Genomic DNA, 22,238 nt, shown 5'->3' with positions numbered 1-22,238 from the left:
CGCTCTCGCGTTTTCTCAGATCTGCGCGAGGGAACCCGCGTACATCTTGTCGATCTGCTCGGAGAAGTTGGTCTCGACCGAGCGCCGCTTGATCTTCATCGAGGGCGTGATCTCGCCGGCCTCGATGCTGAGGTCGCGCGGGAGGATCGCGAACTTCTTGATCGTCTCCCAGCGGTTGAGCTTGGCGTTGAGCTCGGCCACGTAGCCCTCGACCATCTTCTCGGTCTCGGGGGCGACGACGATCTCTTCGTAGCTCTTGCCGGCGAGCGGGCCACCGGCCGCCCAGCCCTTGATCGCGTCTTCGTCGAGCGAGATCAGCATGGTGACGAAGTTGCGGGCCTGGCCGACCACGACCGCCTGCGAGGTGTAGGGGCAGACCGCCTTGAACTGGCCCTCGATCGCACTGGGGGCGATGTATTTGCCGCCCGACGTCTTGACCAGGTCTTTCTTGCGGTCGGTGATGCGCAGGAACCCGTCCGGGTCGACCTCGCCGATGTCGCCGGTGCGCAGGAAGCCGTCTTCGGTGAACGCCTCGGCGGTCTCCTGGGGCAGGTCGTGGTAGCCCCGCATGACCGGCTTGCCGCGCAGCAGCACCTCGCCGTCCGAGTCGATCTTGCATTCGAGGTCACCGAGCGGCAGGCCCACCGTACCGATCTTGAGCCGGTCGAGACGGTTCACGAAGTTGGCCGCGCTGCTCTCGGTCAGGCCGTACCCCTCCATGATCGGAAGGTTGGCCGCCGCGAAGAACTCGGCGATCTCGCGGCTGAGCGGCGCCGAGCCGCTGACCAGCACCCGAAGCCGGCCGCCGAGACGGGTCTGCAGCTTCGAGAACACGAGACGCTCGGCCACCGCGTATTTCAGCTTGAGGCCGCCCGGCAAGGGCTTGCCGGCCTGCTCGAGCTCGACCTTCTGCTTGCCGGTGGCGACGGCCCAGTGGAAGATCTTGACCTTGGCCGGGCTGCCGGACAGGGCCGTGGTGACGGTCTTGTTGTAGACCTTCTCGAAGATGCGGGGCGCGGCGCACATCAGCGTCGGCTGGACCACCGAGAGCATGTCGACCAGCTTGTCGACGCGGCCGTCCACGTACGTCGGGACGCCCACGTGGATGATGCCGCAGAGCAGCGTCTTGCCGAACGAGTGGGACAGCGGCAGCCAGAGATATTGCAGGTCGGTCGACTCGAACAGGCCGAGGTCCTGCTGGGCGACGCCCTCCCAGGTCCAGCCCGCGTGCAGCAGCTGCACACCCTTGGGCCGCCCGGTGGTGCCGGAGGTGTAGATGAGGGTGGCGAGGTTGTCGGGGCCGATGCTCTCGACCACCTCGTCGATGAGGGTGGGACGGTCGCGCAGGACGGCCGCGCCCCGCTCCTCGAGCTCGGCCAGCGTCATCTGCGGCGGCGTCGCCCCCGCGTCGGCCGGCCCGTCGATCAGCACGACGTGGGTGACGTCGGTGTCGACTCCCGCGATCTTCAGGGCCTGCTTCGCGTCTTCCGCGATCAGCACCTTGGAGCCGGAGTTGGAGATGATGTAGCTGGCGTCCTCGGGCTCGGTCGTCGGATAGACCGTGGTGGTGGCGGCGCCGGCGCAGTTGATGCCGAGGTCGGCCAGAACCCACTCGAAGCGGGTGCCGGAGAGGATCGCCACCCTGTCCTCGAGACCGACGCCGAGGTCGCGAAGGCCCGCCGCGATCGCCGATGCGCGCTCGCCGACCTGCGCCCACGTGAACCAGACCATGCCCGTGTCGTCCGAGTTCGGAACGGCGAACGCCTGGCCGTTGGGAGTGGCGGCCACACGCTTGAAGAACATGTCGGGGATCGACCGGTAGGGAACCTCAACTGCCATCGGCGCCGCCTTATGTCCGTATTTTGCGGGGGAGTTAACTTCTGAGTAACCAGAGGGTATTGGCCCGGCGGCGGGAGGGCTAGTGCCGCCCCGGCACCGACCGCGACCGGGGATCTTCCCCCAAGTCTATCGACCGCGGCTGCGCGCCGTCTCACGACGTGAAACGTGCCCACTGGGCAGGCGGCCGGAAAGTTTCGGCCCTTTTGCACGGAACGTGACCCATGCCACTGGGGGCGGGTTCTCAGTACATTCCCAGTCAATGTAAAGGGTCGCGCCTGTGGATAACGCGCTGAACTGTCGGCCGGTGGGTCTAGGGTTCACGGCATTCCCCCTGGGCGGGGGGTCGGGGTGGTGGCGGGAAAAGTAGGTAACTGCCTACGGCCGATGTCAGCGGACGGGGTTGCCGGCCTCGCGCAGTGATTCCTTGACCTCGCCGATGGTCAGGTCGCCGAAGTGGAAGACGCTGGCCGCCAGCACCGCGTCGGCTCCGGCGGTCACCGCGGGCGGGAAGTGGTCCACCGCGCCGGCGCCGCCGCTTGCGATCACCGGGATGTCGACCACCGCGCGGACGGCGGCGATCAGGTCGAGGTCAAACCCGGCCTTCGTGCCGTCGGCGTCCATCGAGTTGAGCAGGATCTCCCCGGCGCCGAGCTCGGCGACCCGCGAAGCCCACTCGATCGCGTCGAGGCCCGCGCTGCGCCGGCCGCCGTGTGTGGTGACCTCCCAGCCGCTCGGCTGGTCGGCGGAGCGCCGCACGTCGAGCGAGAGCACCAGCACCTGGTTGCCGAACCGCTCGGCGATCTCGCGGATCAGCTCGGGCCGGGCGATGGCCGCCGTGTTGACGCCCACCTTGTCGGCGCCGGCCCGCAGCAGCACGTCGACGTTGCCGACCGAGCGCACGCCCCCGCCCACGGTCAGGGGGATGAAGACCGATTCCGCCGTACGGCGTACCACGTCGAGCATCGTGCCGCGGTCGTCGGACGAGGCGGTCACGTCGAGGAAGGTCAGCTCGTCGGCCCCGGCCTGGTCGTAGGCCGCGGCCAGCTCGACCGGGTCACCGGCGTCGCGCAGGTCGACGAAGTTGACCCCCTTGACGACGCGTCCCGCGTCCACGTCGAGGCAGGGGATCACGCGTACGGCAACCGTCATGCCTCCACCCTAACCAGGCGCGGAACGGGATTTTTCAGTAGGCCGATCAGGATGCCGCCGACCACCAGCACTCCCCCGGCGACGTCGACGGCGTGGATCCGCTCGCCCAGGAAGACGGCGGCCGAGGCCATGCCGAAGAACGGGACCAGCATCGAGAACGGCGCCACGGTCGAGGCCCCGTACCGGTTGAGCAGGTTGCCCCAGACCGCGAACCCGGCCAGGGTCGAGATCAGGGCGACGTAGAGCAGCGCCACCAACGCGTCGACCGGGGTCGAGCGCACCGCCGCCAGGTCGGCCGAGGGACCGTCGACCAGCAACGACAGCACGATCAGGGGGCCCGACGCGACGGCGCTCACCCACACCATGAAGCGCAGCGTGTCGGGCGGGGACGCCTTGCGGGTGGCGATGTTCGACAGGCCCCAGCAGGCGGCGGCGCCGACGATCAGCAGGAAGGCGCCGAACGCGGCCCCCATGCGGGTCGCCACCAGGCCGACCCCGGCGGTCGCCACCAGCAGGCCGGTGATCTGCACCGGGCGCGGCCGCTCGCGCAGCAGCAGCACGGCGAAGACCACCGTGAAGACGGCCTGGCTCTGCAGCACGAGCGAGCTCAGCCCGGCCGGCATCCCGGCCGCCATGCCCGCGAACAGCAGCGAGAACTTGGTGACACCGAGGATCAGCCCGACCGCGATGATCCAGCGCCACGGCACCTGCGGGCGGCCGACGAACAGCACGGCCGGGAACGCGGCCAGGGTGAAGCGCAGCGCGTTGAAGAGCAGCGGCGGGAAATGGTCGAGGCCGGTCTCGATCATGACGAAGTTGAAGCCCCAGATCGCCATGACGGCGACAGCCAGCCCGATGTCCCGTGGTCTCATGCGCTCAGCGTCGGTCACGGAGACTCTTAAGCACTATCGAATACTGCTACATCGAAGTTGTAGCCTGGCTGAATGATCGACCTGGGCCGTCTGCGCGCCCTGCACGCCGTGGCCAGCTACAAGACCGTTGTGGCGGCGGGCGAGGCGCTGCACTGCACGCCGTCCGCGGTCTCGCAGCAGCTGTCGAAACTCGAGCGCGAGACCGGCACCACACTCGTCGAGAAGGACGGGCGGCGGCTGCGGCTCACCGAGGCCGGGCAGATGCTGGCCCGGCACGCCGAGAAGGTGCTCGCGACCGTCGACGAGGCCGAAGCGGCGCTGGCCGCTCACCGGGACACGGTCACCGGGCGGCTCACGGTGGCCGCGTTCGCGACGGCTTGCCGGGCCCTCCTCCCGTACGCGCTGCATCGTCTCGCCTCGGAACACCCGCAGCTGAGCACGGGTCTGGTCGAGGTGAACCCGCACGAGGGTCTCGACGTGCTGCAGCGGGGGCACGTCGACCTGGCGGTGCTCGACGACTGGCCCGAGGTGGCGCTGCGCTATCCGAGCGGCGTCGCCCACGTCGAGCTGGGCTGGGACGTGGCCGACCTGATCGTGCCGAGCGGCCACCGGTTCGGTGACACGGTGCCGCGTTCCCAGCTCCTGGGTGAGCGGTGGATCGCGGCCCCGGCGGGCGACGTCTGCCACCAGTGGCTGCTGCGGGCGATCCCCGGCGTGCAACCCGACTTCCACGTGGGCGAGTTCGAGACCCAGCTGACCCTGATCGCGGCCGGGCTGGGTGTCGCGGTCATTCCCCGGCTCGCACGATCAAAAGAGCTTCCCCCGGGCGTACGGGTGGTGCACGTGACGCCCGAGCCGAAGCGCCGGGTCGTGGTCGCCTGGCGCGAGGCCTCCGCCGCCCGTCCCGCCATCGGGGCGGCGGTGGAGGCCCTGCGCCAGTCATGGGTCAGAGCCGGCTCGGCCCACCCGGCGTGAGATCAGCCGACCACGCACGCCCGGCGCGAGAACGGCCGGCCTCGCACGACCGGCGTTGAAACGGCCGGCCGCGCGCGCCCCGCACCCACCGGTCAGGGCTGGGCGAGCACGTCCAGCGCCTGCCGCACGGTGAACGCGCCCGCATAGAGCGCCTTTCCGGCGATCACACCCTCGACCCCGACCGGCTCCAGCGTCGCCAGGGCCCGCAGGTCGTCCAGCGTGGACACCCCACCGCTGGCGATCACCGGCTTGTCGGTGGCCGCGCACACCTCGCGCAGCAGGTCGAGGTTGGGACCGCGCATGGTGCCGTCCTTGGTGATGTCGGTGACGACGTAGCGGGACGCGCCCGCCTTGTCGAGCCGGGCCAGCACCTCGTACAGGTCGCCGCCGTCGCGGGTCCAGCCGCGCGCCGACAGGGTGCGGCCGCGCACGTCGAGGCCGATCGCGACGCGGTCGCCGTACTCGGCCACCACCCGGTCGCACCACTCCGGGTCTTCGAGCGCGGCGGTGCCGATGTTGACCCGGGCGCAGCCGGTGGCCAGGGCCCGGGTCAGCGACTCGTCGTCCCGGATCCCGCCGGACAGCTCCACCTTGACGTCGAGCCGGCCGACCACCCCGGCCAGCAGCTCGGCGTTGGAGCCGCGCCCGAACGCCGCGTCGAGGTCGACCAGGTGCACCCACTCGGCGCCGTCGTTCTGCCAGGCCAGCGCGGCCTCGAGCGGATCGCCGTAGGCCGTCTCGGAGCCGGCGGCGCCCTGCACGAGGCGGACGGCCTGACCGTCCGCGACGTCGACGGCGGGCAGCAGCTCAAGCGTCATGTTCTTCTTCTCCAGGTGTCGGTGTCGGCCGGCCTCGCGGCCGAGCCCGGGTCTCGGTGTCAGGTGAGCAGGCCTCACGGCCCGGCCCAGGTGTCAGGTCAGCCCGCTCACGGCCCGGCAAAGGTCGCACAACAGGAAGTCTCAGCCGGCCTTGCGGCCGAGGACGACGACCACGAGGGCCGGCGCGGCGAGAACGAGCACCGCGGTGAGCACGATCCGCAGCGACATCTCGGGCACGAACAGCCAGACCGCGGCGATGGCCACCGCGGGCACGAGCAGGATGCCGAGCCGCTCGCCCCGGCTGCGGCGATGCAGCCGCCCGGCGTTACGGGTGGTCGGGGTCAGGCGCCGGACCAGCTGACGCCGGCGCTGACGCCGCGCCACCTTGCGGGCCCGGGCCGCCTTCTCCTTCTCCAGCACGGCGAGGCGTGCCTCGCGCCGCCGTGCACGCTCCTTCGACATGTCCTACAGACCGGAGACCCAGTTGCGCAGCAGCGCGTAGCCCGCGTCGCCCGACTTCTCGGGGTGGAACTGGGCGGCGCTGAGCGGGCCGGCCTCGACCGCCGCCGCGAACGGCCGGTCGTGACTGGCCGTGGTCACCTTCGCGTCCTGCAGCGCGTCGAGGTCGTTGGCGGCGTACGAGTGGACGAAGTAGAACCGGGCGTCACCGGGCAACCCGTCGAACAGCCGCGAGCCCGGGGCGACGTCGACCGTGTTCCAGCCCATGTGCGGGATGCGCTCGGCGGTCAGCCGGTTGACCACGCCGGGCAGCAGACCCAGCCCCTTGGTCTCGACGCCGTGCTCGACACCGGCCTCGAACAGGATCTGCATGCCCACGCAGATGCCGAGCACCGGGCGACCGGCCGCGACCCGGGCCGCGATCATCGGACCGGCGTCGATCTCCTCGATGCCGGCCATGCACGCCGCGTAGGCCCCCACGCCCGGCACGACCAGGCCGTCCGCCTCGGCCGCGGCGTTGAGGTCACTCGTCACGGTGACGTTCACGCCCGTGCGGGCCACGGCTCGTTCCGCCGACCGCAGATTGCCCGATCCGTAGTCGAGCACCACCACGTCGGTCATCAGATCGACCACAGGATGCCGCCGGCCGTGGCCAGAGCGGCGAGCGCCCCGACCAGGCCGATGCTGAACTTGGTGGCCCCCGAGCGGACGAGCTGGATCACTCCGCCGACCAGGAAGCCGGCCACGAGGAACAGCACGATCGCCATCACAGCACGCCCTTGGTGGAGGGCAGCTGACCGGCGTTGCGCGGGTCGATCTCGACGGCCTCGCGCAGCGCCCGCGAGAACGCCTTGAACTGGGTCTCGACGACGTGGTGGGCGTCGGGTTTGCCGCCGTCGCGGGCCGCCCGGAGCACGCTGACGTGCAGGGTGAGCTTCGCGGCGTGACCGAACGACTCGAAGATGTGCCGGGTCATGCTGGTCGGGTAGACCGGGCCGATGTACGGCGCCAGCTCGGGCTCGTCGTGCACGATGTAGGGCCGGCCGGAGAGGTCGACCGCGGCCCGCACCAGCACCTCGTCCATCGGGATGGTGGCCGCGCCGTAGCGCCGGATGCCCGCCTTGTCACCCAGCGCGCGGGCGAACGCCTCGCCGAGCGTGATGGCCGTGTCTTCCATCGTGTGGTGGGCGTCGATCTCGAGGTCGCCCTCGCACCGCACCGTGAGGTCGAAGCCGCCGTGCCGGGCGAGCTGGTTGAGCATGTGGTCGTAGAAGCCGACGCCCGTGCTCAGGTCGCCCTTGCCGGTGCCGTCGAGGTCGATCTCGACGAGCACCTTGGTCTCGTTGGTGACGCGCTCGACGCGCGCGGTGCGGCTCACTTCAGTGCCTCCAGGAAAGCATCGGTCTCGGCGGGAGTTCCGGCGGTGACCCGCAGCCAGCCGGGCAGGCCGACGTCGCGGATGAGCACACCACGGTCGAGCAGCCGCTGCCAGGCGATTTTCTGATCGCCGCCGACCTCGAACAGCACGAAGTTGGCGTCACTGTCGGCGGTTCTGAAGCCTCGCTCACGCAGCGTGGTGACGATGCGGTCACGCTGCTCCTTGATCACCTCGACGGTGGCGAGCAGTGCGTCACGCTGGGCCAGGGCCGCCCGGGCCGCGGCCTGGGTGAGCGCGGACAGGTGGTAGGGCAGGCGGACCAGCTGCACCGCGTCGACCACGGCCGGGTCGGCGGCCAGATAGCCCAGGCGGCCGCCGGCGAACCCGAACGCCTTGCTCATCGTGCGGGTGACGACCAGACGCGGGTGGCCGGGCAGCAGGGTGAGCGCGCTCGGGATGCCGGGGCGGGCGAATTCCGCGTACGCCTCGTCGACGATCACCATGCCGCGGGCCGCCTCGAGCACGGCCGTGACGACCTCGGGGTCGAGCGCGGTGCCGGTCGGGTTGTTGGGCGAGCACAGGAAGATCAGATCGGGGTCGTGCTCCTCGATCTGGGCCAGCGCCGCCGCCGGGGTCAGCCCGAAGTCGGGGTCGCGCAGCGCGCCCACCCACCGGCTGCCCGTGCCCTGAGCCAGCAGCGGGTGCATCGAATAGGACGGGCCGAAGCCGAGCGCGGTGCGGCCCGGACCGGCGAACGCCTGCAACAGCTGCTGCTGGATCTCGTTGGAGCCGTTCGCCGCCCACGTGTTGGCGCTGGTCAGGCCGAGACCGAGATAGTCGGCGAGGTCGGCCCGCAGCGCCACGGCGTCGCGGTCGGGATAGCGGTTGAGGTCGCGCAGCTCGGACTGCACGGCCTTGGCGATGGCGTCGACCACGGCGTCGGGCAGCGGGTACGAGTTCTCGTTGGTGTTCAGCCGGACCGCGACATCGAGCTGCGGAGCCCCGTACGGCGTCTTGCCCCGCAGATCATCCCGGATGGGCAGATCGTCGATGGTCGTCACGCTTGTCCACCCCCGGGGAATCGCGCCTGGACCGCCTCGCCGCATTTCACGCCTGCTCTCCCGCCGGGAAGCGCCTGGACAGGCTCGCCGCGCTTCACGCCTGCTCTCCCGCCGGGAAGCGCCTGGACAGGCTCGCCGCGCTTCACGCCTGCTCTCCCGCCGGGAAGCGCCTGGACAGGCTCGCCGCGCTTCACGCCTGCTCTCCCGCCGGGAAGCGCGCCTGGACGGCGTCGCCGTGCGCGGGCAGGTCTTCGGCGTTGGCCAGCGCGACCACGTGACCGGCGACATCGCGCAGCGCGGCCTCGTCGTACTCGATGACGTGCACGCCGCGCAGGAACGACTGCACCGACAGGCCCGACGAGTGGCGCGCGCAGCCGCCGGTGGGCAGCACGTGGTTGGAGCCGGCCGCATAGTCACCCAGCGACACCGGCGACCACGCCCCCACGAAGATCGCCCCGGCGTTGCGGACCCGCAAGGCCCACTCGCGCGCGTCACGGGTCTGGATCTCGAGGTGTTCCGCCGCGTAGGCGTCGACGACCCGCAGGCCCTGCTCGAGGTCGTCGACCAGCACGACCCCGGACTGCTCGCCGGCCAGCGCCGTCTGCACCCGGGCCGCGTGCTTCGTGCTCGCGACCTGGCGCACCAGTTCGGTGTCGACCGCCGCGGCCAGCGCCTCGGAGTCGGTGACCAGCACGCTCGCGGCCAGCGGGTCGTGCTCGGCCTGGCTGATCAGGTCGGCCGCGACGTGGCGCGGGTCAGCCGTGTCGTCGGCCAGGATGGCGATCTCGGTCGGGCCCGCCTCGGCGTCGATGCCCACGAAGCCGCGCAGCATCCGCTTGGCCGCGGTGACCCAGATGTTGCCCGGGCCGGTGATCACGTCGACCGGCTCACAGCGGTCGCCCTCGTCGGCACCGTCGGCGCCGTAGCCCAGCATGGCGATCGCCTGGGCGCCGCCGACGGCGTAGACCTCGGTGACGCCGAGCAGCGCGCACGCCGCCAGCACCCGGGAGTCGGGCAGGCCGTTGTTCTCCTTCTGCGGCGGGCTCGCCACGACCAGCCCCTCGACGCCGGCCTCCTGCGCGGGCACCACGTTCATGACCACGGTGGACGGATAGACCGCGAGACCGCCGGGGACATAGAGCCCGACCCGGCGGACCGGGATCCAGCGCTCGGTGACCGTGCCGCCGTCGACCACCTGGGTGGTGACGTCGGTGCGCCGCTGATCGGCGTGCACCTTGCGCGCGCGCTCGATCGCCACTTCCAGAGCGGCCCGTACGTCGGGTTCGAGCGTCTGGGCGGCGGCGGCAATCGCAGCGGCGGGCACCCGCAGCCGGTCGAGCAGGACGCCGTCGAACCGCTCGGTCGCCTCGCGGATCGCGGAGAAGCCGTGCTGATGGACCGCCTCGACGACCGGACGGATCTGCTCGACGGCCACGGAGACGTCGAGCTGGGCACGGGGCAGCAGGCCTCGCGGGTCACGGGTGGAGCCGCGCAGGTCGATCCGATTCAGCACGCCGCCAGTCTAGGCGGAACCTCCGACGAAACCTTCTCCGCCGCAGGCCGGCCCGAGACTTGGGACGGCGATCACCCGGTGGCGGCGGGTTGACCATGGGGGGCCGACCGATAGGCTGAACCCGTGAGCAAGCGGCTACCGGTGTTCCCGCTGGGTACGGTGCTGTTCCCCGGCCTTGTGCTGCCCCTGCACATCTTCGAGGAGCGCTACCGCACGCTCGTGCGCGAGCTCGTGGCCAGCCCCGAGGACGGCCCGCACGAGTTCGGCGTGGTCACGCTGCGCCGGGGCGCCGAGGCCCCGGCCCCCGAGGGCGCCGACGGCCCGACCCCCGAGACGGCTCCGATCGTCGCCGACGACCTCTACCCCACCGGCTGCACCGCCGAACTGCGCCAGGTCACCGAGCTGCCCGACGGCCGCTACGACATCATGACCGTGGGCCGCCGCCGGTTCACGGTCAAAGACGTCCGCCAGGGCGACGAGCCCTACCTGACGGCCGACGTCGAGTGGCTGCCCGAGGAGTCCGCCGACGAGACGGCCGAGCTGCTGGCGCCGCGGGCCCTGGCCGCCTTCCGGGGCTACCTCGAACTGCTGCGCCCCGACTCCGAGGGCCTCGACGCCGTGCCGGCCGACGCGACCGTGCTCTCCCACCTGATCGCCGCCACCGCCCAGCTCACCACCGACGAGCGTCAGCTGCTGCTGTCGGCGCCCGACACCGCCACCCGGCTGCGCACCGAGCTCAAGCTGCTCAACCGCGAAGCGGGCCTGCTGGCCCGGGTGCGGGCGGTCCCGGTGCCGCTGAGCGACCTGGCCCGCCCGGCCAGCCCCAACTGACCAGGCCGTAAGCAACTCGCCCGGCAGCGGTGCCGTACGCGCCGATAACGAGGCGAGGTCGGTGGCCCGGCTGCGGCTAGCCGCGCGGCTCGGTCGGGGCGCCACCCGAGCCGGGGCGGCCCGGGGACGGATAGCCCTCAGCCGGCGAGGTGCCGTCGCCCGGCCAGGGCGACGACGGGTTACCGGGGGCCGGGTCGGTGCCCGACCAGTGCGCCTGCGGGTAGCCCTCAGCGGGCAACCCTTCCGCATATTCGCTGTTCGGGCCGTAGCCGGGCTTCGCGCCCGGGTGGTCGAGGTCGGGGTCGTTGGACCAGCCGGCCATCAGCGTCAGCACGATCGCCGCCGCGAACGCGGGGACCAGCGTCGGCCCGAGCGAATGCACCTCGGGCGGAGCCATGTACGTCGCGCCCCGCTGGGCCGTCTCCATCCAGCTCTCGTAGCCGGACCGGCCCATCAGCTCGCCCGCCCACGGCGCCACCAGCCAGCCCGCCCCGAGCGTGCCCAGCACGACCGAGAGCAGCAGGAACGGGCCCCGGTCGCGGCGCAGCACCAGCCACGCGACGATCGAGACGAGCAGCCCGAAGCCGAGGCCGAGCAGCGTGAACCAGCCGTCGGCGGCGATGAACTCCTCGGGGGACGGATCGTTGACCACGATGCCGCCCTGACCCGTGTTGATCACCGGCACGTCGGGCGCGAGCGCCCGCCACAGCAGACCCAGCGGGCCGCCCAGGGCGAGGATCACCAGGGCACAGATCACCGTGACGGCGAGCGTGCGCTTCCACGGCCGTCGCTCCGACATGCGCATGCTGAACGACCGGGCGAAGCCGACCGGCCCCGACGGATGAGCGAGCCCGTAGCCGCCCTCCACCGATGCGGGTGGGGGTGTCCCGTAGCCCACCGTGCCGCCGGCCTCGGGCGACGGGTGTTCGCCGGGCTGATGCGGCGACGGTTCCTGACTCGCGTTCACCCTACGATCCTGCCAGACCGTCAGGCCACCGCGGACGGGCCGAGGATCATCTTGAGGTCGGCCCGCAGCGCCGGGGTCGGCGCGACCCGCACCGCGCCCAGCCGCAGAATCGTCGTGCGGCTGCCGTTCTGCAGGTGGACGTGCACCTCGGACTCGCCGGGGTGGCTCTTCAAGATGTCTTTGAGCTCGGAGACCAGCGGCGGCGTGCACCGGGTGATCGGCATGGTCAGCGTGACCGGCTTGCTGTCGGGGTTGGTGCTGATGTCGGGCAGCGACATGTCCATCGCCATGATGCGCGGGGTGTCGTCGCGCCGGTCGACCCGGCCCTTGACCACCACGATCGCGTCTTCGGCGATGAACTGGCCGATCACCTCGTAGGTGTTCGGGAAGAACAGCGCCTCGACGCCGCCGGCCAGGTCTTCGAGTGTGGCCGAGGCCCACGCGCGGCCCTGCTTGGTGATGCGGCGCTGCACGCCGGTGAGGATGCCGGCCAGCGTGACGACCTGGCCGTCGGGGACCGAGCCCTCCTCGTTCAGCGCGGCGATCGTGGTGTCGGCTGCGTTGTGCAGCAACTGCTCGAGGCCCGCGAGCGGGTGGTCGGAGACGTAGAGGCCGAGCATCTCGCGCTCGAACGCCAGCTTGTCGCGCTTGTCCCACTCGGAGTCGCCGATCGGGGGCATGGCCACGGTGGCCGAGCTGCCGCCTTCGGTGTCGCCGAACGCGCCGAACAGGTCGAACTGGCCGGCCGCCTCGTTGCGCTTGACGTCGGCGTACGCGTCGATCGCCTCGGCGTGCACGGCCAGCAGCCCCTTGCGGCTGTGGCCCATCGAGTCGAACGCGCCCGCCTTGATCAGGGATTCAATCGTCTTCTTGTTGCAGGCGACGGCGTCGACCTTGGACAGGAAGTCGTAGAAGTCCTGATACTTGCCCTTCTCCTCGCGGCAGCGGGCGATCGCCTCGACGACGTTGTTGCCGACGTTGCGCACGGCGGCCAAGCCGAAGCGGATGTCTTTGCCGACCGGGGTGAACGGACCGGCCGACTCGTTGACGTCGGGCGGGAGGACCTGGATGCCCATGCGCCGGCACTCGGCCAGGTACATCGCCATCTTGTCCTTGTCGTCGCCGACGCTGGTCAGCAGACCACCCATGTATTCGGCCGGGTAGTGGGCCTTGAGATAGGCCGTCCAGTAGGACACCAGGCCGTACGCGGCGGAGTGGGCCTTGTTGAACGCGTAGCCCGCGAACGGGACCAGCACGTCCCACACCGCCTGGATGGCCTCCTTGGAGTATCCGTGGTCGATGCAGCCCTGCTGGAACGGGCCGAACTCCTTGTCGAGGATCTCCTTCTTCTTCTTACCCATGGCGCGGCGGAGCAGGTCGGCCTGGCCGAGGCTGTAACCGGCGAGGATCTGCGCGGCGCGCTGCACCTGCTCCTGATAGACGATCAGCCCGTACGTGGGTTCGAGGATCTCGCGCAGCGGCTCCTCGAGCTCGGGGTGGATGGGCGTGATGTCCTGCAGTTTGTTCTTGCGGAGCGCGTAGTTGGTGTGCGACTCGACGCCCATCGGGCCGGGCCGGTAGAGCGCCAGGACGGCCGAGATGTCTTCGAAGTTGTCGGGCTTCATCAGGCGCAGCAGCGAGCGCATGGGCCCGCCGTCGAGCTGGAACACGCCGAGCGTGTCGCCGCGGGCCAGCAGCTCGTAGGCCGGTTTGTCGTCGAGCGGCAGCGCCAGCAGGTCGAGGTCGAGGTCGTGGTTGAGCTTGATGTTCTTGACCGCGTCGTCGAGGATCGTCAGGTTGCGCAGGCCCAGGAAGTCCATCTTGAGCAGGCCGAGCGTCTCGCAGGTCGGATAGTCGAACTGCGTGATGATGACGCCGTCGGAGGCGCGGCGCATCAGCGGGATGTGGTCGATGATCGGCTCGGCCGACATGATGACGCCGGCGGCGTGCACACCGGTCTGGCGGATCAGGCCCTCGATGCCGCGCGCGGTGTCGATCACCTTCTTGACGTCGGGGTCGGTCTCGTAGAGCGTGCGGACCTCGCCGGCCTCGCTGTAGCGCTTGTGTTCCTTGTCGAAGATGCCGGACAGCGGGATGCCCTTGCCCATGACGTCGGGCGGGAGCGCCTTGGTGATCCGGTCGCCGACCGCGAACGGGTAGCCCAGCACGCGGGCGGAGTCTTTGATCGCGGCCTTGGCCTTGATCGTGCCGAAGGTGGCGATCTGGGCGACCTTGTCGTCGCCCCAGCGGTCGGTCACGTATTTGATGACCTCACCGCGGCGGCGCTCGTCGAAGTCGATGTCGACATCGGGCATCGAGATGCGCTCGGGGTTGAGGAACCGCTCGAAGATCAGGCCGTGGGGCAGGGGGTCGAGGTCGGTGATGCCCATCGCGTAGGCCACCAGCGAGCCCGCGGCCGAGCCACGGCCGGGGCCGACCGCGATGCCGTTGCGCTTGGACCACTGGATGAAGTCGGCGACCACCAGGAAGTAGGCCGGGAAGCCCATCTGGATGATCACGCCGAGCTCGTATTCGGCCTGCTTGACGTGCGTGTCGGGGATGCCGTCGGGGAAGCGGAAGCGCAGACCCTCGTAGGCGACGTGGCGGAAGTATTCCTCTTCGGTGTAACCGTCGGGGATCGGGAACCGGGGCATCAGGTTCTTGAAGGTGAACATCCCCTCGGTGTCCACCTTCTCGGCCACCAGCAGCGTGTTGCGGCAGCCCTCCTGCCAGGCCTCGGACGAGTCGACCGCGCGCATCTGGTCGGCCGACTTCACGAAATAGCCCGCGCCGTCGAACCGGAACCGGTTGGGGTCGGCCACGTTGCTGCCGGTCTGCACGCACAGCAGCACGTCGTGGGCCGAGGCCTGCGACTCGTGCGTGTAGTGGGAGTCGTTGGTGACCAGCGGCGGGATGCCGAGTTTCTGCCCGATCTCGAGAAGGCCGTCGCGGACCCGCTTCTCGATGGACAGACCGTGGTCCATGATCTCGAGGAAGTAGTTGTCCTTGCCGAGGGCTTCCTGGTATTTCGCGGCCGACTTCAGCGCCTCGTCGAACTGGCCGAGCCGCAGCCGGGTCTGCACCGCGCCGGACGGGCAGCCGGTGGTGCCCATGATGCCCTCGGCGTGCTCGGCGATGATGTCGAAGTCCATGCGCGGATATTTGCCGAGCTGGCCCTCGATCGAGGCGCGCGAGTTGAGCCGGAAGAGGTTCTTCAAGCCGACGGCGTTGCGGGCCCACATGGTCATGTGGGTGTATGCGCCGTTACCCGAGATGTCGTCGCTCTTCTGCTCGGGACGGCCCCACTTGACGCGGCTCTTGTTGTCGCGCGAGTCGGGCGCGACATAGGCCTCGACGCCGATCACCGGGATGACCTCGGCCGCCTTGGCCTGGGTGTAGAAGTCGTAGGCCCCGTGCATGTTGCCGTGGTCGGTGATGGCGGCGGCCGGCATGCCCAGCCGTCTGGCCTCGGCCAGAAGTTCCTTCACCCGGGCTGCCCCGTCGAGCATCGAATACTCGGTGTGCACGTGGAGATGCACGAACGAGTCAGACACCCCGGGCCCCCTTAAGTTGTGACGACCCAGCGACTTTAGCCGGACCCCCCGACAAGAACGAGGGCTACACGCGTGTCACTCCGCGAATGGCTCGATCATCACAGATGCCGCCTTGAGCCACGCCGTGCGCGTCTCCTGCTGGAGGTCGGCGTATTCGATCGAGGAGCCCACCTCGAGCGCCTGGTCGTAGGGCACGATCGCGACGGCCCGGGTGCGGGTGGCGAAGTGTTTCGCGAAGTCGTTGAGCAGCGGCAGCGGCCCCGGCGAGGGGCACGAGATCAGCGTGACCGCGTTGGAGACCAGGTCGCCCATGCCGCTGTCGTCGAGCACGTCGAGCATCCAGTCGGCGGTGAACGCGGCGTCCTCGCGGGGCACCGTCGTGATCACCAGCTGGTCGGCCTGGCGCATGACGGTCTGCCAGTTCACGCTCTCGACGTTGTTGCCGGTGTCGACGCAGATGACGTCGTGCGTGCGCCGCAGAAGATCCATCACCCGGCGTACGGTGCCCTGGTCGAGCCGCTGGGCGAAGCGCGGGTTCTCCTCGCCGGCCAGCACGTCGTAGGAGCCGTCGGAGGCGTGCCGCAGATAGCCGTCGAGCTCTTGCAGCAGGCCGTCGCCGTGCAGGTTCTCGATCTGCAGCAGGTCGGCCAGCAGATGCTTGATCGTGCGGGCGTGCCGGGCGCTGCCGGCGCGCAGGCCGAGCGTGCCCCGCAGCTCGTTGTCGTCCCAGGCGAGCACGCCCCGGCCCCGGACGCTGCCGATGGTGGCGGCGGCCAGCACGGTCGCGGTGGTCTTGTGCACGCCGCCCTTGGGGTTGGCGAAGGCGAGCACGCGGGGCTTGCCGAGCTTGCGGCGCATCACCGAGACCGCGCGCTCGAGCTCGTCGTCGGTGCGGCCCTGGCGCCACTCGATGCGCGCGGCGGCCGGCGAGGTCGGCTGCGCGGCGACGGGAACGGGGACCGGAACCGGCTGCGGCATCGCCGGCGGCGGCATGACAGGCGGCGGCATCACCGGCGGCGGCTGCATCACGGGAGCGGCGGCCGAGGCGCGCACCTGCGGATATTCGCGGCCCGGGGGCGGCGCCGCGGGCGGCCGGGCGGAGGGGCTGAAGAAGCTGTGTGGTTCCTCGGCCGGGGCCGGGCCGGGCGGCGGGGCGGCGCGACGGCCGCCGTTGGGTTCGGGCGAGGGTGAGGGCGGGCGGCCCTGCCAGCGCGGGTCGAGCGGGTTGACCGGCCGCTGCGGCATCGGGCGCGGCTCGGGCTGGGGCGCCGGCTCGGGCGGGCGGGCCTGGTCGAACCGGCCGCCGCCGTATTGCCCGCGGGTCTCCAGCGGGTTCACCGGGCGGCGGGTCGGCAGCGGCTGCCCATACTGCTGCGAGGGGGCCGGTTGACCGGGCGGGGCCTCGTTCTCCTGCTCGTTCTGTTCCTCGGCCTGCCGGGAACCGTGCCGGGCGCGGTCGAGCAGCGCCCGCCATCGCGGGGCTGGTTCCGCAGGCCGGCCCCAGCCGGTCTCGGTCCCGTCCACGGCTCGTCCTCCCTGCACATGCTTTCGGTGATGCCCACGGCCGGGCCCCTCGCCCCTGACAGGCTACGGAGCTAACCCCGATCGGGCCACTGCCCGTTCTCCCGAACTGAAACCGTCAACGGCGGCCCCGCCGGCGGACGAAAAAACTAACGGCCGGACCGGGTTCAAGGTGCTGCCGATCGGCTCGTCGCATCGTGAGCAGGGGTCGCGTCTGAGGCAGAGGGTACGGCAGAGCGCTCCTCGGGGGCCGGGTTGGAAGGCGGGGTCGTGCGCCGGGCGACACTGGATGAGGCAGATGTCACAGGCGCTCCGGGCGACGACACTATCGGCGCGGGCGTGCGGGTGGCAATGCCCGGTGTGCCGGTTGGCACAGCGGGCGAGCGGGAGGGTTCGGGCGGCACAGTGCCGGTCTGCTCGGGCAGCGGCGGGCGGAACTCCGTACGGTCCAGACGCCTGACCTCCGGGGCCGGGTCGACCGCGCGCACCCCCGGCCGGTCGGCGAGCCCGCGCAACAGCGACGGCGTGGCGTGGACCACGGCCGCGAAGACACAGGAACAGCCCGACCGGTACGCCGCGGCCTCCTGCGCCGCCGTGCGGGCCGCCGTCGCGTACGCCCGCCGGGCGCGCTGCCGGCTCTCGTCGTCCCCGGCCAGACCGCGGGCCAGCCGCTCGTAGTCGGCATGCTCACGGTCGCGGGCCAGGGCCGTGTCGAGCATGCCGGAGAGCACGTCGGCGGGCAGACGATAGACCGGGATCCGGACAACCGGAGTGTGCGTCTCGGGGAGCGGAACCCGGGTGTACACCTGCGCGACCGCGCTGCCGTCGAGCAGGCCCGGCAGCATCCCGGCCGAGACGTAGCCGTCGAGGCTGACCAGGGCCCAGGTATCGCCGGCGGCCGGGCCCGTCGGGTCGGTGAGCGTGGCCAGTTCGCCGCGGACCGAGTCGAGGTAGCCGGGCACCGACTGCCCCTGCACCACGCCGACCCGCACCACGTCGCCCGGTTCCTCGGCGGGCACCGCGCCCGGCCGGCTCACCCAGATCAGCCCGAGCAGCAGGACCCCGGCCGAGGCGGCCGCGACCGTGCCGGCCAAACGGAGCGCCGGGGCGCCGCGCAGCGCGGGCCCCCGTACTCGTTCCGCGGACCCCACCGGTGGCCGCTTCCCTGGATCAGCTCGCGTCCTGCAGCACGCTGAGCGCGTGCTTCAGGTCGTCGGGATAGTCGCTGACGAAGCGCACCTCGTCGTGCGTGCGCGGGTGGAGGAAGGACAGCTCACGGGCGTGCAGCCACTGGCGGGTCAGCTGGAGCCGGGCCGCCAGCGTGGGGTCGGCGCCGTACTGCTGGTCGCCCACGCAGGGGTGGCGCAGCGCCGAGAAGTGCACCCGGATCTGGTGGGTGCGGCCGGTCTCAAGCTTCACGTCGACCAGGCTGGCCGACCGGAACGCCTCGACCGTGTCGTAGTGGGTCACGCTCGGCTTGCCGGTCGACATCACGGCGAACCGGTAGTCGGCGGTCGGGTGGCGGTCGATCGGGGCGTCGATCGTGCCCCGCAGCGGGTCCAGATGGCCCTGGACGACCGCGTGGTAGCGCTTGTCGACCTCGCGCTCCTTGAAGGCGCGCTTGAGGACGCTGTAGGCCACCTCGCTCTTGGCCACGACCATGATGCCGGTGGTGCCGACATCGAGCCGGTGGACGACGCCCTGCCGCTCGGCGGCGCCGCTGGTCGCGACATTTTGCCCCATCGCGGCCAGCCCGCCCACCACGGTCGGGCCGGTCCAGCCGGGGCTCGGGTGCGCGGCCACGCCGACCGGTTTGTCGACCACCACGATGTCGTCGTCGCTGTAGATCACCTGGAGGCCGTGCACCGGCTCGGCCACCACGGCCGGGGGTGCGGCCGGCGACGGCAGGGTGACCTCGAGCCACGCGCCCGCCGAGACCTTGTCCGACTTGGGGCGCGGGTAGCCGTCGACCAGCGCGTCACCGCTCTCGACGAGCGTGGCGGCGGCCGTGCGGGACAGCCCGAACAGCCGCGAGACGGCCTGGTCGAGGCGCATGCCGTCGAGGCCGTCGGGCACCGGCAGGGACCGCTGCGAGCTCACTCGGCCACGTCCTTCGTCCTGCTCCTGCGTACGGAGATCCGGCTGCCGTCCCGCTGCCGGCCGGTGAGCTCGAGCAGCACCGCCAGCACGACGCCGACACTCAGGCAGCTGTCGGCGATGTTGAAGACGGCGAAGTATTCCGCGTACGGCCCGAAGACGCTGATCATGTCGACCACGTGACCGTGCAGGAAGCCCGGCGCGCGGAACAGCCGGTCGATCAGGTTGCCCAGCGCTCCGCCGAGCACCAGGCCGAGCGCCAGCGCCCACGGCACCGACCGCAGCCGGGTCGCCATCCAGGTGATCCAGCCGATGACGATCAGCGTGATCACCGGGAAGACCCAGGTGTGGTCGCTGCCGAAACTGAAGGCCGCCCCGCTGTTGCGGAGCAGCGAAAGGTAGACCAGCCCGCCGAGGATGCGGACGGGGTTGCCCTCGTCCAGGTTCTCGGTGGACAGCCACTTGACCCACTGGTCGAGGGCCACGGCGATCACGGCGGTGGCGCCCAGCACCGCCACGGCGCGGCCGGTGAACCCGGGTCTCGGCCCCGGCTCCGGCTCGTCCACCGTGGCCGCTCCCGCCTGCTCGTCGGCGTTCAGCGTCGTTCCTCCAGCTGCTTGCAATGCACACACAGGGTCGCGGAGGGGAACGCCGCCAGTCGCTCGACCGGGATCGCGTTGCCGCACCGCTCGCACCAACCGTAGTTGCCCTCCCCGAGGCGGTCGATGGCGCGTTCCACCTGTGTGATGCGCTCCAGCAGATTGTTCGCCAGAGTGATCTCCTGCTCACGCTCGAACGTCTTGGTGCCGGTGTCGGCCTGGTCGTCACCGGCCGAGTCGTCGAGGCGGCCGCGCTGCAACTCGGTGATCTCGGTGATCGACGTGTCGTACTCGGCCTGCAGCTCGTCACGCCGCTCGACGAGGGCGACCCGGATCTTCTCGGTCTCGGCGGCGCTGCGGGAGCGCTTGGCGGCGCCCTTGTCGTCGGTCTTGCTCACGGCCGCCTTGGTGCCGGTTGCCTTCGTCGCCATCGTCGCTCCCTCAGCCACGCGCCCGCGCGGCGATCGGCGTCCTGAGAACCGGTGGCTTCCCCCTGGCGCCTGCCGGCTCTGCTCTGTCGGTTCTTCGAGTGCCCACCCGGGGACAGCCTCACGCCGCTTTTCCCGCACGGCCGCGCAGTAGATCTTCCCCCACCTGCACAAACGGCGCGGCCGAAAATCCCAGCCGCGCACCCCGGAGGGTGGCAAGGATACGGAACGTATACCGGACCGACAACAGTGCGTACGGGATCAGTGAGTTCAATCCACGTAAATCTCCCCGAAAGATGCGTCAAATACCCGACGCCGGGTCTTCGGCCCCCTCCTCGCCGAACCAGCGGGCCAGCCGGCCGCGCCGGCTCACCGCCCGCAGACGCCGCTCGGCCACGTCGCGGGCGGCCGCGGTGGCCACGATCAGCAGGGCGTCGCCGGTGCGCAGCCGGGTGTCGGGGCCGGGCACGAACCCGGCGCCGTCCCGCACCACCAGCGTCACCGAGGCGCCCCTGGGCAGGCGCAGCTCGTCGATGTGCACCCCGGCCAGGCGGGAGCCCTCGGCCACGTCCATCTGCAGCAGATCGGCGTGCATCCGCTCGAGCGGCGCGGTCTCGATCTGCACCTCGGCCGCCTCGGCCGGCGCCGTCACCTTCAGCCGGCGGGCGGCCGGGCCGAGCGTGCTCGCCTGCAGCAGCGTGAAGATGATGACCAGCACGAACACGGCGTCGAAGAGGCCGTTGGCGCCCGGGGTGCCGACCGAGAGCGGGATCGTGGCCAGCACGATCGGGACGGCGCCGCGCAGCCCGGCCCAGGAGAGGAACGCGCTCCCCCGCCAGCCCACCCGGTTGCCGGGACGGCGGGGACCGCGTACGGGCCGGGCCAGCACGGCCGAGATCACCACCGACATCGGCCGGGCCAGCAGCACCAGCGCCACCCCGGCCACCAGCGCGGGCCCGAGCGCCTCGCTCAGCCGGCTGGGCGAGCTCAGCAGCCCGAGCAGCACGAACAGCCCGATCTGGGCCACCCAGGCCAGGCCGTCGGCGAACCCGAGGATGGCGCGGCGGTGCGGGATCCGGCCGTTGCCCAGCACGACGCCGGCGACGTAGACGGCGAGGAACCCGGACGCGTGGGCCACGGCCCCGGCCGCGTACGCGAGAACCGTGAGGCCGACCGCCGCGATCGGATAGAGCCCGGCCGAGGGCAGAGCCGCGTTGCGTAGCAGCCAGCGACCGGCCGCCCCGACCACGAAGCCGATGCCCGCCCCGGCCAGCAGCTCGTAGGTGACGATGCCCAGCTCGTACCACCACGGGTGCATCTCGGAGAGGTCGGCGCTGAGCAGCACGACCAGCAGCACCACGGGGGCGTCGTTCATGCCGGACTCGGCCTCGAGCGTGGCCACCAGGCGCGGGGGCAGCCGCAGCCGGCGCAGGGTCGCGAAGACGGCCGCGGCGTCGGTCGACGACAGCACCGCGCCATAGAGCAGGGCCAGCTGCCACGGCAGGTCGAGGATCACGTGGACGGCGACCCCGACCACCGCGATGCTCACCGCGACACCGACCGTGGACAGCGAGGCGGCCAGGCCCAGCACCGGCCGCAGCGTGCTCCACCGCGCGGTCAGGCCGCCCTCGGCGATGATCACGATGAGCGCGCAGAAGCCGAGCGTGCGGGTCAGCTCGACGTCGTCGAAGCGGATGCCCAGCCCGGCCTCGCCGATCACCATGCCGATCGCGAGGTAGACCAGCAGACTGGGCAGGCCGACCCGGGTCGACACCCGGACGGCGGCGACGGCCACCAGGAGGACCGCGGCGCCGATCAGCAGCCCGTAGTCCAGCCCGGCCGTCACCGCGAGGCCGAACCGTCCCGCAGCGCGGCCAGCCGACCGGCGAGCCCGGCCCCGGGCGCCGAGACGGTGAAGACCTTGTCGCGGCTGGTCGCGCCGAGCTTGAGCTCCACATCGGCCGGGCGCACGTCGAGCGCGGCGGCCAGCGCGCGCCGGACCGCCTCGGTGGCCTTGCCGTCGACGGCCGGCGCACCGACGGCGATGATCAGCGCGGGGCCGTGGGGGCCCTCGTAGCGGCCGCCGACCCGGTTGCGCCCGGCGCCGGGGCGCACCCGCACGGGAACGGCGAGAGCGGTCTCGTCGGGCGGGGGCACAGGGCGCTTGACCATGCCTC

Annotated in this window: 21 protein-coding genes; 2 read left to right on the top strand and 19 right to left on the bottom strand. The window is 71.4% G+C overall.

All coding sequences use genetic code 11. The annotated features are described in order from the left end of the window. Positions 1-15: 15 nt before the first annotated feature. From JIG36_RS06945 to JIG36_RS06935, 3 genes are all read right to left on the bottom strand, one after another. Positions 16-1,839, bottom strand: coding sequence for an AMP-dependent synthetase/ligase (locus tag JIG36_RS06945; RefSeq protein ID WP_203375211.1), 1,824 nt, complete (start codon positions 1,837-1,839; stop codon positions 16-18). 387 nt (positions 1,840-2,226) lie between these two features. Continuing rightward, positions 2,227-2,988 carry an imidazole glycerol phosphate synthase subunit HisF gene (hisF, locus tag JIG36_RS06940; RefSeq protein ID WP_203375210.1) on the bottom strand — a complete coding sequence of 254 codons (762 nt, stop codon included), beginning with the start codon at positions 2,986-2,988 and terminating at the stop codon, positions 2,227-2,229. After that, positions 2,985-3,860, bottom strand: a complete 876-nt coding sequence (locus JIG36_RS06935) for an EamA family transporter (protein WP_203375209.1) — start codon at positions 3,858-3,860, stop codon at positions 2,985-2,987. The genes hisF and JIG36_RS06935 overlap by 4 nt, the downstream gene beginning before the upstream one ends. A gap of 72 nt (positions 3,861-3,932) precedes the next feature. Between JIG36_RS06935 and JIG36_RS06930 the strand changes: the two genes are divergently transcribed. Further along, positions 3,933-4,835, top strand: coding sequence for a LysR family transcriptional regulator (locus JIG36_RS06930; RefSeq protein ID WP_203375208.1), 903 nt, complete (start codon positions 3,933-3,935; stop codon positions 4,833-4,835). Positions 4,836-4,927: 92 nt separating this feature from the next. Here JIG36_RS06930 and priA read toward each other — a convergent pair whose 3' ends face one another. From priA to hisD, 7 genes are all read right to left on the bottom strand, one after another. After that, positions 4,928-5,653 (bottom strand): bifunctional 1-(5-phosphoribosyl)-5-((5-phosphoribosylamino)methylideneamino)imidazole-4-carboxamide isomerase/phosphoribosylanthranilate isomerase PriA, encoded by a 726-nt coding sequence (gene priA, locus JIG36_RS06925; protein WP_203375207.1) that lies wholly within the window; start codon positions 5,651-5,653, stop codon positions 4,928-4,930. A gap of 141 nt (positions 5,654-5,794) precedes the next feature. Beyond that, positions 5,795-6,115 (bottom strand): hypothetical protein, encoded by a 321-nt coding sequence (locus JIG36_RS06920; protein ID WP_203375206.1) that lies wholly within the window; start codon positions 6,113-6,115, stop codon positions 5,795-5,797. A gap of 3 nt (positions 6,116-6,118) precedes the next feature. Then, positions 6,119-6,733: an imidazole glycerol phosphate synthase subunit HisH gene (hisH, locus tag JIG36_RS06915; protein ID WP_203375205.1), complete on the bottom strand. Its 615-nt coding sequence runs from the start codon at positions 6,731-6,733 to the stop codon at positions 6,119-6,121. Further along, positions 6,733-6,879, bottom strand: coding sequence for a CG2302 family histidine operon protein (locus JIG36_RS06910; RefSeq protein ID WP_203375204.1), 147 nt, complete (start codon positions 6,877-6,879; stop codon positions 6,733-6,735). Before JIG36_RS06910 ends, hisH begins: the two co-directional genes overlap by 1 nt. Further along, on the bottom strand, positions 6,879-7,490 hold the full coding sequence (gene hisB / locus JIG36_RS06905; protein WP_203375203.1) for an imidazoleglycerol-phosphate dehydratase HisB: 612 nt from the start codon (positions 7,488-7,490) through the stop codon (positions 6,879-6,881). Before hisB ends, JIG36_RS06910 begins: the two co-directional genes overlap by 1 nt. Then, positions 7,487-8,551 (bottom strand): histidinol-phosphate transaminase, encoded by a 1,065-nt coding sequence (locus JIG36_RS06900; protein ID WP_203375202.1) that lies wholly within the window; start codon positions 8,549-8,551, stop codon positions 7,487-7,489. The genes hisB and JIG36_RS06900 overlap by 4 nt, the downstream gene beginning before the upstream one ends. A gap of 190 nt (positions 8,552-8,741) precedes the next feature. Continuing rightward, on the bottom strand, positions 8,742-10,064 hold the full coding sequence (gene hisD / locus JIG36_RS06895; RefSeq protein WP_203375201.1) for a histidinol dehydrogenase: 1,323 nt from the start codon (positions 10,062-10,064) through the stop codon (positions 8,742-8,744). Positions 10,065-10,187: 123 nt separating this feature from the next. Between hisD and JIG36_RS06890 the strand changes: the two genes are divergently transcribed. Further along, positions 10,188-10,895 (top strand): LON peptidase substrate-binding domain-containing protein, encoded by a 708-nt coding sequence (locus JIG36_RS06890; protein WP_203375200.1) that lies wholly within the window; start codon positions 10,188-10,190, stop codon positions 10,893-10,895. Positions 10,896-10,971: 76 nt separating this feature from the next. Here the strand turns inward: JIG36_RS06890 and JIG36_RS06885 are convergent, their stop codons facing one another. The 9 genes from JIG36_RS06885 to JIG36_RS06845 form a co-directional block, all read right to left on the bottom strand. After that, positions 10,972-11,862, bottom strand: a complete 891-nt coding sequence (locus JIG36_RS06885) for a hypothetical protein (RefSeq protein WP_203375199.1) — start codon at positions 11,860-11,862, stop codon at positions 10,972-10,974. 20 nt (positions 11,863-11,882) lie between these two features. Continuing rightward, complete coding sequence (dnaE, locus tag JIG36_RS06880; protein ID WP_203375198.1) at positions 11,883-15,416, bottom strand: DNA polymerase III subunit alpha; 3,534 nt, start codon at positions 15,414-15,416, stop codon at positions 11,883-11,885. A 75-nt stretch (positions 15,417-15,491) separates the two neighbouring features. Continuing rightward, positions 15,492-16,940, bottom strand: coding sequence for a MinD/ParA family ATP-binding protein (locus JIG36_RS06875; RefSeq protein ID WP_203375197.1), 1,449 nt, complete (start codon positions 16,938-16,940; stop codon positions 15,492-15,494). Positions 16,941-17,104: 164 nt separating this feature from the next. Beyond that, positions 17,105-18,088: a hypothetical protein gene (locus JIG36_RS06870; protein WP_203375196.1), complete on the bottom strand. Its 984-nt coding sequence runs from the start codon at positions 18,086-18,088 to the stop codon at positions 17,105-17,107. A gap of 19 nt (positions 18,089-18,107) precedes the next feature. Then, complete coding sequence (locus tag JIG36_RS06865) at positions 18,108-18,992, bottom strand: RluA family pseudouridine synthase (protein ID WP_236046310.1); 885 nt, start codon at positions 18,990-18,992, stop codon at positions 18,108-18,110. Positions 18,993-19,033: 41 nt separating this feature from the next. After that, complete coding sequence (gene lspA, locus JIG36_RS06860; RefSeq protein WP_438870702.1) at positions 19,034-19,729, bottom strand: signal peptidase II; 696 nt, start codon at positions 19,727-19,729, stop codon at positions 19,034-19,036. Continuing rightward, entirely contained in the window at positions 19,630-20,064 is a 435-nt protein-coding gene (locus JIG36_RS06855) for a TraR/DksA family transcriptional regulator (protein ID WP_203375194.1), read from the bottom strand. Before JIG36_RS06855 ends, lspA begins: the two co-directional genes overlap by 100 nt. A gap of 298 nt (positions 20,065-20,362) precedes the next feature. Beyond that, positions 20,363-21,907 (bottom strand): potassium/proton antiporter, encoded by a 1,545-nt coding sequence (locus JIG36_RS06850; RefSeq protein WP_203375193.1) that lies wholly within the window; start codon positions 21,905-21,907, stop codon positions 20,363-20,365. Continuing rightward, positions 21,904-22,233: a DUF167 domain-containing protein gene (locus JIG36_RS06845; RefSeq protein WP_203375192.1), complete on the bottom strand. Its 330-nt coding sequence runs from the start codon at positions 22,231-22,233 to the stop codon at positions 21,904-21,906. The genes JIG36_RS06850 and JIG36_RS06845 overlap by 4 nt, the downstream gene beginning before the upstream one ends. Positions 22,234-22,238 lie beyond the last annotated feature (5 nt).

It is taken from the genome of Paractinoplanes ovalisporus, from assembly GCF_016834655.1.
Taxonomy (GTDB): Bacteria; Actinomycetota; Actinomycetes; order Mycobacteriales; family Micromonosporaceae; genus Actinoplanes; species Actinoplanes ovalisporus.
Note: the sequence above shows the minus strand (reverse complement) of the source record. Positions and strands in the feature narration are given on the sequence as shown.

Bases quoted from the DNA above. Each gene is read 5' to 3' on its own strand.
- JIG36_RS06845 (WP_203375192.1), bottom strand. From the start codon at position 22,233: ATGGTCAAGCGCCCTGTGCCCCCGCCCGACGAGACCGCTCTCGCCGTT.
- priA (WP_203375207.1), bottom strand. From the start codon at position 5,653: ATGACGCTTGAGCTGCTGCCCGCCGTCGACGTCGCGGACGGTCAGGCC.
- hisF (WP_203375210.1), bottom strand. From the start codon at position 2,988: ATGACGGTTGCCGTACGCGTGATCCCCTGCCTCGACGTGGACGCGGGA.
- JIG36_RS06855 (WP_203375194.1), bottom strand. From the start codon at position 20,064: ATGGCGACGAAGGCAACCGGCACCAAGGCGGCCGTGAGCAAGACCGAC.
- JIG36_RS06910 (WP_203375204.1), bottom strand. From the start codon at position 6,879: ATGGCGATCGTGCTGTTCCTCGTGGCCGGCTTCCTGGTCGGCGGAGTG.
- JIG36_RS06945 (WP_203375211.1), bottom strand. From the start codon at position 1,839: ATGGCAGTTGAGGTTCCCTACCGGTCGATCCCCGACATGTTCTTCAAG.
- JIG36_RS06935 (WP_203375209.1), bottom strand. From the start codon at position 3,860: ATGAGACCACGGGACATCGGGCTGGCTGTCGCCGTCATGGCGATCTGG.
- hisH (WP_203375205.1), bottom strand. From the start codon at position 6,733: ATGACCGACGTGGTGGTGCTCGACTACGGATCGGGCAATCTGCGGTCG.
- JIG36_RS06930 (WP_203375208.1), top strand. From the start codon at position 3,933: ATGATCGACCTGGGCCGTCTGCGCGCCCTGCACGCCGTGGCCAGCTAC.
- JIG36_RS06920 (WP_203375206.1), bottom strand. From the start codon at position 6,115: ATGTCGAAGGAGCGTGCACGGCGGCGCGAGGCACGCCTCGCCGTGCTG.
- JIG36_RS06865 (WP_236046310.1), bottom strand. From the start codon at position 18,992: ATGCGCCTCGACCAGGCCGTCTCGCGGCTGTTCGGGCTGTCCCGCACG.